The 10,121-nt window shown below is 62.0% G+C and carries 12 protein-coding genes; all 12 read right to left on the bottom strand.

The features are described 5' to 3' along the window. Positions 1-38: 38 nt before the first annotated feature. The 12 genes from E7T06_RS07320 to E7T06_RS07265 all read right to left on the bottom strand — a co-directional run bounded on the left by E7T06_RS07320 (position 39) and on the right by E7T06_RS07265 (position 10,106). Positions 39-1,223: a hypothetical protein gene (locus E7T06_RS07320; protein WP_136365176.1), complete on the bottom strand. Its 1,185-nt coding sequence runs from the start codon at positions 1,221-1,223 to the stop codon at positions 39-41. Next, positions 1,220-3,946: a transglycosylase SLT domain-containing protein gene (locus E7T06_RS07315; RefSeq protein WP_136365175.1), complete on the bottom strand. Its 2,727-nt coding sequence runs from the start codon at positions 3,944-3,946 to the stop codon at positions 1,220-1,222. Before E7T06_RS07315 ends, E7T06_RS07320 begins: the two co-directional genes overlap by 4 nt. Positions 3,947-4,135: 189 nt before the next feature. After that, entirely contained in the window at positions 4,136-4,534 is a 399-nt protein-coding gene (locus E7T06_RS07310; protein WP_136365174.1) for a hypothetical protein, read from the bottom strand. 61 nt (positions 4,535-4,595) lie between these two features. Continuing rightward, a complete protein-coding gene (locus E7T06_RS07305) occupies positions 4,596-5,045 on the bottom strand; it encodes a hypothetical protein (protein WP_136365173.1) in 450 nt (149 codons plus the stop codon). A gap of 5 nt (positions 5,046-5,050) precedes the next feature. Next, positions 5,051-6,481 carry a DUF2586 family protein gene (locus E7T06_RS07300; RefSeq protein ID WP_136365172.1) on the bottom strand — a complete coding sequence of 477 codons (1,431 nt, stop codon included), beginning with the start codon at positions 6,479-6,481 and terminating at the stop codon, positions 5,051-5,053. Continuing rightward, on the bottom strand, positions 6,478-6,741 hold the full coding sequence (locus tag E7T06_RS07295; protein ID WP_136365171.1) for a hypothetical protein: 264 nt from the start codon (positions 6,739-6,741) through the stop codon (positions 6,478-6,480). The genes E7T06_RS07300 and E7T06_RS07295 overlap by 4 nt, the downstream gene beginning before the upstream one ends. Next, positions 6,698-7,180 (bottom strand): hypothetical protein, encoded by a 483-nt coding sequence (locus E7T06_RS07290; RefSeq protein ID WP_136365170.1) that lies wholly within the window; start codon positions 7,178-7,180, stop codon positions 6,698-6,700. Before E7T06_RS07290 ends, E7T06_RS07295 begins: the two co-directional genes overlap by 44 nt. Continuing rightward, the gene (locus E7T06_RS07285) at positions 7,180-7,593 is read right to left on the bottom strand and encodes a phage virion morphogenesis protein (protein WP_136365169.1); all 414 of its coding nucleotides are present in this window, start codon (positions 7,591-7,593) and stop codon (positions 7,180-7,182) included. The genes E7T06_RS07290 and E7T06_RS07285 overlap by 1 nt, the downstream gene beginning before the upstream one ends. Further along, positions 7,590-8,111, bottom strand: a complete 522-nt coding sequence (locus E7T06_RS07280) for a hypothetical protein (RefSeq protein WP_136365168.1) — start codon at positions 8,109-8,111, stop codon at positions 7,590-7,592. Before E7T06_RS07280 ends, E7T06_RS07285 begins: the two co-directional genes overlap by 4 nt. A 35-nt stretch (positions 8,112-8,146) precedes the next feature. Then, positions 8,147-8,542 carry a hypothetical protein gene (locus E7T06_RS07275; RefSeq protein ID WP_136365167.1) on the bottom strand — a complete coding sequence of 132 codons (396 nt, stop codon included), beginning with the start codon at positions 8,540-8,542 and terminating at the stop codon, positions 8,147-8,149. Beyond that, entirely contained in the window at positions 8,539-9,705 is a 1,167-nt protein-coding gene (locus E7T06_RS07270; protein ID WP_136365166.1) for a hypothetical protein, read from the bottom strand. The genes E7T06_RS07275 and E7T06_RS07270 overlap by 4 nt, the downstream gene beginning before the upstream one ends. Further along, a complete protein-coding gene (locus E7T06_RS07265) occupies positions 9,705-10,106 on the bottom strand; it encodes a hypothetical protein (protein WP_136365165.1) in 402 nt (133 codons plus the stop codon). The genes E7T06_RS07270 and E7T06_RS07265 overlap by 1 nt, the downstream gene beginning before the upstream one ends. Positions 10,107-10,121 lie beyond the last annotated feature (15 nt).

The raw sequence follows: 10,121 nt of genomic DNA, 5'->3' as shown, positions 1-10,121 counted from the left end.
GCCGGGATGTTGGAAACAGTCAGGTATGCGATTGGGACTCACCGCCTCGGATTGAACAGGGGACTAGGTGTCGGCGTGAAGAGCGCGGCTGTGGGTGGCAACGGGACGCTCTGACTGGGACGGTTGGGAGGCAGGGCCACCGGAGTCGGACGCGGCGTGGTTGCTCCGCTGCGAGTTGGAGCTGGGGCGACTGGCCCTTGGCGCACCCGCACCGGTTGACCGGGGGGAGGCGCAACACTGGTGGGCGTGCCGAGGCCGAGCAAGGGCACTTCCCCGCGTGCGTCTACCTTCTTGCCCGCAGAGTCGTACCCAGTGGCCCGTCCAGTGGCGCGGTCAATGATTCCACCCCGCGCCTGATAGGTGACCAAATTATTTGAAAGCACCATCGGTGTGCCGTCTGCCCGCATCCCAACGTAGGTGCCGACGTGCCCGGAATCCGAAGGATCATTGCCGTAAAAGATTTGAGAGCCGACCTGCAATTGACCCTGACTCGCGCTTGACCACGGCTCAGAGAGCTTGGCCGCCCGGAATTGGGCTTCGGTTTGGAGCGCGGTCTCACCGTAAAGAGTGGCTGGGAAGCCCGCTTGGGTACCTACCACCCGCTGCCACGCGGAACAGTACCCACCCTCCGAAATATCGTTGACACCATTGCGGGTTTTGGCTGCTGGCGTGCCTGCCCCGTTGGCCCGTGCCGCTGCGACCACCCGCGCCCCTGCCTCGCTGTTGGCCGGTGTATTGCCCGTGCTGGGGTCTACACCCACCGCGTTGTCAATGCTGCCTTCACTGGTGCCCACACTTTGGGTGGCGGACTTCTCCTTGAGCTTCTCGGAGAACTTAATGCTGACCTTATAGCCCACCGCCGGGTTATAGGGCTCCCCCTGCTCGGAGACGAAATAGAGCCGCTTCACCCGCCGCGCCGTGACTTCCGGATGCGCGGTGGTGAACACGGCTGGCCCGGTTTTGGTGCCCCTCCGGAAGACCTGCAAGAGGCTCTGATACGCCATCCATTGGGCATGGGTCCACATGGTGAGCTGCACCGTGACCTCAGCAGTGGATTCGCTCAGTTGCGTCACGGCTGTGCTGTCCCCGGCAGGCTGCTGGGTGTCGATGTTGGCAGCGAGACCCACTGTCACACGGGCCACACCGGGGAGCGGGCGGCGCTTGGCTCCGTCGAGAAGCACGAAGCTGTCGTGCAGGCCGGGCGCATTCATGGGACTGGTCATCGTCTGGCTCCCCCGCCTGCTTCGGCGTTTTGACTAGCTTGAGCCGCCAGCAGGCTCGTTTGTCCGGCCCGCTCAATGGCGGCCACCGCCGCAGGATTGGCATTGCCCTGCACGATCACGGTTTGATTGAACGTGATGCCGGATTTCTGGAAGGCAGTTAATGCGGCCTGTGCGGCTTCTGCACTCGTAATAGAGCCGTCTTTGTTGAGATCAAGCCCTTTGTTGTTGGTGTAAGCCTCGCCGTCAGCCGTGGTGTAGAGCGTGCTTCCGGCGCGACTGGCATTGCCCCCGAAGACAGCGGCGTAGACCTGCTCTAAACCCATGCCTGCCCTAACCCCGTGATCTTTCAGATACCGCTCAATGTATGGCGCTTGATCTGCGGCGCTCATCCGTTCCATCTGGCCGGGTCTCAGACCGTACTCTGCCGCGGTAGACGGGAGGAACTGAATCAATCCGCCTGCTTTGCTGTCGGGGTTCACTGCCGTGGGGTCTAACGCGCTTTCCTTGAAGGCCACCGCTAAGAGGGCCTTCGGATCGATGCCGAGGCGCTGCGCTACACCTGTCAGCGCTGAGCTGGACGATTGCTGGGCCGCCGTGCCCGTTGCGCCGCCAAAGGCTGCCCGCACGCGGTTATCGACGCCTGAACTCCAAGTTTGAACCGCTTGGTTTTTCTGGCTGAACCAGTCGTAGATCGCGCCGCCCGGCCGGAAGTTGTCTGCCGTTTTATCCACGAAATCATGAAAGGGTTTCCACTTGTTGTAGAGCAGCGCGAGACCGCCCGCCAGCAAAGTGACGCCTGCGACGACCAGTCCAATTGGTCCAGTCAGGAAGGCCAGCACGGTACGGCCCACCGCCATGATCGGCCCGATCAGTTTGCTGAAGAGGCCCTTGAGTTTGCCGAGCATCCCGCCCGCTGCGCCTGCTCCAGCGGCACCCGCCGCTCCAGCGCCTGCGGCTCCGGCTGCCCCACCAGCTGCTCCGGCCACCGCACGACTCGCCGCCGTGCCTGCCGCTTGGCCCGCCGCACTCGTGGCCGCTTGCCCACCGAAGCCCATAATTTTCATGGCACTGTTCCACGCTGCTGTTGTGCCCGCACCGCTTTTGTAGAGGCGGTAGGCCCGCTTGCTGGCCAGGGTGATTTTCTTGCGGAGGTTTTCAGTGCGGGTCAGGATCGTGCCCCCCACCAGAGAGCCGAGCTGGGAGAAGTCCCCCGACGCCGCTGCGCCGATGGCCCCCAGCCACTCGCCCTGAGTCTCCATGCCCGCTTTGTTGAGGGCTTCGGCGATGGAACCCACTAAACCACCGTTATCGGCGTCCAGTGTCCCGTTTTTGGCGTCGATATTGCCGCCCGCACTGCCGTTCCCGCCTTTGTCAGAGCGGCCAAACAGGAACCCGGAGAGGCCACCAGCAACCCCACTTGCCCCGCCACCCGTAAGAGCATTCAGGGCCCGCCAGGCCAGCGCGAGGCCCGCAATCTGTCCGATGATGCGGGCAAAACTGCCGTCGCCCGCACCCCCTAGGACGCCCAGTTTCTCAATCAGCCAGGCGAAGGGCGCGGTGGCGGTCTTGATGACGCCGAAAACGCTCATCAGCCCACTGCCGAACGCCTGAGCGTTGGACAGGATGCCGGGGCCGTTCGCCGCCCACCACAAGCTGAATTGATCCAACTTGTCGAGCAAACTGTTGATCAACTTTTCACCTGCGGTGCCGCCTGTTGCCCCTGCGAGGGGATTGAACAGCGCCCCGAACAGACTTTCCATTGATTTCTGAAAGCGGGCCTGAATCCGGCTGCCCGGTGCTTTGGTGAAGTCGGTCAGATCAGCCAGATTCGACATGAGCTGCTGCACTGGCGCGAGGGCTTTGCTGTTGCCGTTGGCGTCCACCAGAGACATGAACAGCTCTTGGGGACGACTGGCGAGCGTGGAACCGAGACCGCTCAGGTTCTTGCTTTGCAGCTCCATGCTCTTGCCGAATTTGTCTTCAGTAATCTTGCGAACGGCAGCCAAACCCTCGGCGATGCCGCCTTGATAACTGCCGCCCTTGTCGAATTTCAGGCCCGCTTTAACCAACTGCTCCCGCGAGATACCGAGCTGGTTGAAGCCCTGCCCCACACCGAAAGCCTGTCCAAAATCGCCGCCTTTGAGCGCAGCAAAGGCCCGAATGGCCTGCTCGATGGGCACGTTGTTACCACTGGCCAGCCCGCCTGCCAACTTCAGGACAGGAATGGCCTGCTTATCGGTAAAGCCTGCCCCAATCGTTTGTTTGGTGGCGTCCAGCACTTGCTGAGTGGTAAAGGGGGTGGCCGCTGCAAAGGCCTGCGCCCGCTGAAACAGCGCCGCACCTTTGGCATTGCTCTTGAGCATCTGCCCGAGGCTAGTGAGCTGGTCTTGCTTATACGCTCCGGCATCCACGATGGACTTACCCAGCATCCCAGCACCGTAAGCCGCTGCGCCGATGCCGAGGGCAGCCGTAGCCGCCCCTTGCAAGCTGGCCCGGGTAGTGCCAATAGTGCTGTTGACGCGCTCCCACGCCCGACCTGTACGGGCCGCAGCGCGTTCGGCCTGGGTGGCCATCCCTCCAAAACCACCGCCCGTTATGGCAGTGGCGCGGTCGATCCGGGCAAAGACACGCTCGACAAGGCTGAGCTGTTTCTCCACGCGGGCAGCGGGGGCGCTGATGCGGTCAACAAGCCTTAAAACCCACTCGACAGATGCTGTGCTCATTCTCCACCTCCCCTGACGTATGCCCGCAGCGTCAAGTGCTGCTCAGCCATGAAAAACGCACCCAAGCGGGCTTTGAGGCTGGGTGCACCCTCGTCATCCCGCTCGCAGAACTGGAACGCCAGCAGCGCTTCAGCCAGCGGATTGAGCTTGCTCTGACGGTTGTCGCTCTCGAACCGCCGCCAGAGGCCCTCAAAACGTTTCTTCTCTGACCTCCAGATCGGTGCCCGCCAGTTTCATGACCGGTTCAGTCATGGTGTCGGTCAGCGCGGGATACTGTTCCCAGATGGCCTTGATGGTGTCCACGTCGGGGGCCAGCAGGCAGGTGCTGAACAGGTTGCGTGTGGCTAGGTTCACCCGGTCAAACGAGCGATCAGACTTGGCGATGTTGGACAGATAATGGTTGTACTCTCCGCGACTGGGCGCACGAATGATGAATTGCTGCCGCCCCTGTCCCACCGGCACGCTCAACAGTTTGACGCGGTCTTCGCCGTGTTCGTTCTGCCAGTCTTTGACCTGTGTGCGGGTGGCTCCGGCGAAGGTGGTGGGCTTTTCGGGTTGCGGCTGCGTGGGCTGGTCAAAGTCGGTCATGGCGTCTCCTGTGCTTCAAAAAGGAAGTCTTCACCGGGCAGCCAGGCCGCCCAGTGTGGGTTTAAATTGCGCCCGTGGGCATTTTCTTGAGGGGGTTTTTCCCGTTGACCTTGATGTACTGCGGCAAAAAGCTCAGCGAGCGCGTCAAGGCATCGGGGCCAGATTGGTTGTCGCTGGAACGCTTCGTCCAGCGGCAGCCCACCAGGGTGTCCGTGCGGGTTTTGCCCGCCGACTCGAAGGCTGCTGTGACCGTGAACGCTTTGTTGAAAAACTCGTCTGCAAAAGCGTCCATCACTTCGTCGTACTCGGCCAGGTACAGCTCCAGGGTGCTTTCTTCGGCCTTGTACATGCCTTCGGACACGCCGAGGCTCATGCGGGCGTTGCCCTCAATCTGCCCCCGGTCAATGCCGTCCGAATAGCTGACAGACTTCACCAGAAATTCTTTGCCATCGACGTTGAGGACGAGACTGGCAAACCCGGCGCGGGGATTCTCAATATCTAATTTGGGCATTCAGATCACGCTCCCGCGGGTGCGGCGGTCGGCGCCGCGAGGGTCTGCACGAGCAGGGCGGGATTGATGAAGCCGACCCGCACCGTGATCTGGCGGGCGTAGCCTTTCGGGATGATGCCCACCGTGAAGGCAAACGATTTGGTGGACAGGATGTTCACGCCCCGGTCAACGGTGATGCGGATGCCGGAGACGTTGTCGGTTAGCGCGGCCTGAATGCGGCCCGCCACGTAGGCTTCGAAGGCCTGCGCCGTGGGTTCGAGGATGAACCCGGTCGTGAGATCGACAGGCAGGTCTTCACCCAGAAATTCTTGTGCGCTCAGGTAGCCGATGCGGGCCGCTTCGTCGGCACACTCGCGAGCCTGCACCTCGTCGTAATCGCTGCCCGCCACGCTCAGCATCGGCCAGTTGGCGACGTACACGCCTGCTCTGCCGTCAAGGGTTCGCAGGGCCAAGTAGCGCCCGGTGGTACCCAGCACGTTGGCATCGAAGGTGAGTTTGCCCATCGCGGAGAGCGGCCCAGTCCGGACGCGGTAGGCACTGTCACCGACCGGCTGGGTGGCGCGGCGAGCCGTTGCCTTCCATGCCGAGTTACGGGGTTCGAGGCTGCGCGTAATGGGGTTGTAGACCTCGCCGCCATCCAACGCCAGCGCCAGACGATCCGAAGCAAACGCGCTGAACAGCGTATCAATCGCGGCTTTGTAGTCGCTCAGGGTTTCGCCTGCGTTCATGGGCCGCGCCTCGATGACCCCGTGCACGAAGTAGTTGACCGACTCACGCTCTTGCAAGACAAAATCCACCGCCGCCGCGAGGGCTGGAGTGGCGACGCCGAGAATGTGCACGAAACGGATGGCGGGCCGGGTGCTGAGCAGATCGGTCAGTGCCGTCACCACAGCAGCGAGGGTGGCGCTTGGCGCAGTGGCGGTGAGGCTGTGCACGTCGCCTACAGCGAGAGTGCCTGCGCTAAAAGTCAGGGTCAAGCCGGTACCGTCGATGAGCAATGCCCCAGAGACAGGTAGGGCACGCTCGGCCCGGTCAGTGCCGTTCACGTTGACGATCACGCCTGCGGTGCCTGCGGTGGGGCCAGTGGCAGCGCGGGTGACCCGCACGCTGATGGTGGCCGCGTCCACTGGGCTGCCTGTGACGGTAGCCACGCTGGTGCCGGTGCCGGTCTTGACGACTGCGCTAGGCACGCCCGGCACGTCGGTAGCCACTCGTACCCCGATAATCGGAGACGCTTCAGTGAGACCCACAGCCATCGCCCCAGCTAAGGGGCCTCCGCCGTAGATGGCAGCCACCTGATCGGCGCGGGTGAGACTCTGGGGCGTCAGCGGACCAACGGAAGCTACACCGATTTTGGCGTGCGTGTCGGCTCCAGCGGGCGGCACGATGCCGAGACCGAAGTCGGTGAACTCGGTTTTGACGGTCGGAAGGGTCACTGGATCACTTCCTTATCAAGGGCTTCCACAGCAGCGGTGAACTCTTCTGCCGTCACTTCCTGGCCGGGGAGCCAGCCCGCAGACGCTCTGAGGGCAGGCAAGCGCCAGCCCGTCACGCCCTGCTCGGCGGCGAGGTGTTCAAAGGGAACATGGGTGGCGGCAGCAGTGGGCACGGCCTGGTCAGGCTGTACCACCGACTGAACAGTGGGCTTGTCTTCAGGGGCTAAAGGTTGTTTGCCCTTCTGGGACGGTTGGGTCATTCGAGACCTCCGGGGTCGGGATGAGGGGAAGAAGATCAACGAGCTGCGTGAAGGTCTCCACGCGCACGCGAGTGATGTCCTGACGGGTCAGGGTGGTCGGCAGGGTCAGCAACAGATCGGCCACGCGGGCGGTGTATTTACCCCAGACCTCGCTTCGAAGTGAAAACTTGGCGAGCGGGGCACGACCTGGCGCAGCGGCGTAGACCAGATCCGCCAAGTCCTGTGCTTCCTGAAACTTCCAGCACTTGCAGAGCACCCGGATGTCTTGTGTGCCGGTCGCTAGCGCATCTTTAGTGCCAGCAACAGGTGGCCCGTACGTGCCGCCACTGGGCACCACAACCACATGCGGAATCTCCGGCTGCTCTTCGGTGTATTCCGCTCCGAGGTAGACCGGGATGCCGCCCAGCGCGTTCTGAAGGGCTTGCGTGAAGTCTTCCATCAGCCGAACCGACTCTGGAAGTAATCGCGGAAGGTCGCAACGAGTTTCCGCTCATAAGGCAAAGGGATTTCTCCTTCCGGCAGAAACTGACGCTGCGGCATTCGGCGTGTGCCGTCCTGGTGGTAGCGGGCGTAGCGGTTGGCTTTGCCGGTGGTCTGGAACACCACGCCGCGAGAATCTGCTTTCCACTGGATGCCGTCTTGCAGGTTCCCGATCTTTCGCAGAGTCTTGCGGCCTTCCTTCTGTGCGGCCCGACTCGGTAACCAGGGGTCACCGTTCGGGTCATGCTCACCGGCAAAACCAGCATCGACCAGCTCCGCCACGTCACGGCCAGCAAGGTTATGCAGCTCAGCCAGAGTGCGAGGATCCGAGAGGCTTGCCAGACGACGCTGAAGTGCAGCGAAGCCGTTCACAGGCCCCCAATGATCAACGGAATGGCTGAAGGGGAGTAGTCCGGCGTTCCACTCACCGTTTCTACCTCTTCCACTTCGAAGGCGGGTAAAAGTGTTCCAGACGGAAACAGGGCGTCAAATGCACGGCCCTGATTCAGCCAGGCGCGAATGACTTCCAGCGGATCACGCCGCGTCTCGCTGGAGCCGTCCACACTGCGGGTGCGCCACAGGTTGGGGTCACCGAGGTACAGGCGGGCCGCCGTGAAGTGCGGGCGGTAGTAGGGGGTCACGGTGCCATTCACGTCCAACTGCACCGCGTCAAGGAACAGGCTGGCGTTCAGGGCCGCGTCGGTGCGGCTGAACTCAGGCCACATCGGATCACGCTGCGGCTGCTGTGGACTCACGCCACCTGTTCTGACTTCTGGGTAGTCACGCATGAACTGCCGCACCCACGTCCGGCCCCAGTCTTCTGAAGTCAGGTCGACGGGAAGCAGCAGCGATTCATCGTAGGAGCGCGGTTGTGGGGTTGGCTGCGTCAAGGTCAGTCACCTCCAAAGCTGGATTTGTGGTGCAGTTACTTCGCAGCGAGCGCGGCGAGGGCTTTATCAGCCAGGGCTTCATTGATCCCGTCAACGCCCACCAGACGGTCTCTTGCATCTTCCGGAAGCGCAGGCTTGGCCTTAGCTTCCTTCAGCTGTTTGTTGAGATCGGTTACCTGCGTTTTCAGTCCAGCCGCTTCAGTTGAGCCTTCAGCCTTTGCGTCTTTGGCCTTCTTGGTCAGATCAGCAACCTGCGTTTTGAGCGTGCTCACTTCAGACGCACTTCCGGTTTGAGCGTCTTGGAGCTTCTTCTCCAGGTCGGCCACCTGCCGCTTAAGGGTGTCCACTTCGGACGTGCCCTCAGCCTTAACTTCAGCCACAGGCTTGCCGCTGGAATCGACCTCGACTCCCTCTGAGTTCAAAAAGATCATGCCAGACCTCCATTGGTTGGGTCGGCGTACACGCCGGGCGTACCCGAGTTGAACTGAGCTACAGCCGCTGCACCACGGTTGCGAACGCCATAGCCAGCTTCACGCCCCCAGTACTCGCTCTGAAGCGGGAAGGTCACGATGGTGCCAACCATGCGCAGGCCAGGCTGACCGATGATGCTGTCTTCGCCCACAGGCTCACGGCGAGCAATCGGCTTAACCGGAGCGTTGGTGTCTACCGCCAAACCGTAGTTTGGGAAGATCCAGCTCTTGATCCATATTTCCGCGCCGTTGTAGATGCCGATCATGCGGTTGTTCTGACGCCCAGTGTTCAGGCGCTGCACCGTGACTTGCTGGTTCACGCTGACGATCACGTTGGGGTCAACGGCGGGCGTGAAGTTGGGGAACGCCCGCACGGCGGCTTCCTGCGCCACGTTCAGATCAACCTCGATCTTGGCGTTGTTGGTGTGCTCAGCAACGTTCAGGATCAGGGCGTCCAGGGCCGCAGGGTTGAACGCTGTAAAGCCCATGTAGTGGTTGTGCGTGCCGTCAAACGTCTCGGCGTTCGGCCCCAGTGGAGGCGTCGTGCCGTCGGCGTTGTACAGCCCCTTGGTCTTCAGTTCCATGTTGTCGCGCAGGAAGTCGTAGAAGCTGGTGTTGAAGGGGTTGAACAGCGTATTGCGAACCAGTTGGATGGTCTTGCGGCGGTCGGCAGACTCCGCGTTGTAGGTGGCAATGGCTACCTGTGCAGGAGTAGCGCGGGACAGGAAGTCACCCGTGAAGCCCACACCAAACTGATAACGGCGCATGGGAATACCGATCTGGTCTGGAGCGCCCGTCTTCTGGGTCGCCACCCGGCCATATTCGTCGACTTCACGCATTTCGCCGTCCAGCATCAGGCCGCTAGCATCCGCAACAATTCGACTGGGCGCGGCAGACACCAGCGTGCCCACCATGTCGTTCACCTGCGTGTTGTGCACCGCAAGTTCAGCCTGTACTGCACCCTGAACGTCTTCCAAGCCGAACTGGATCACGGTCTGGTTGGTGACGTTCTGCAGGTCACGCAGGTCATAGGTGCCAGTGCGTACGCCACGGCGAGCACCACTGGACATCGAGAGGGCCGCACCCAAGAGGGTCAGGCTGCCCAGAGAGACAAATTTACGCATTAGCCCACCTTCCCGAAGCTGCGGGTGAGAATCAGATCGTTGGCATTCACGGCGAAAAAGCTGCCCGTGGTGTCCTTGGTGCCTGCCGCGTCAGCGATTTCGCCCACGGTGTCGGAGAGAAAGTAGGTCTTGCCGATGACCAGCGCGACGTCGGAAGCGCGGAACTGCACGCTGAGGCCAAACGCGGTCATGGGCTGACCCGTGCGGCCACTGCGGGGCGCGATGCCGAAGAACACGGCCCCAGCGGTGCCGACAAAGCGGTAGAGCTGGCCGTTGGTACGGAGTTCCATCGGTTGACCGGCAGCGACGTCTTCGCCGAGGATCTTCCCGGCGTGCTGCTGAGCAAACTGGGCGCTGGTGGTGTCCACCGAAGAGCGCGGACTACGAGTGATATTTGCCATCTGTCATGACCTCCT

It is taken from the genome of Deinococcus sp. Arct2-2 (assembly GCF_004801315.1).
GTDB lineage: Bacteria > Deinococcota > Deinococci > Deinococcales > Deinococcaceae > Deinococcus.
This window is presented reverse-complemented; position numbering and strand designations above follow the sequence as displayed.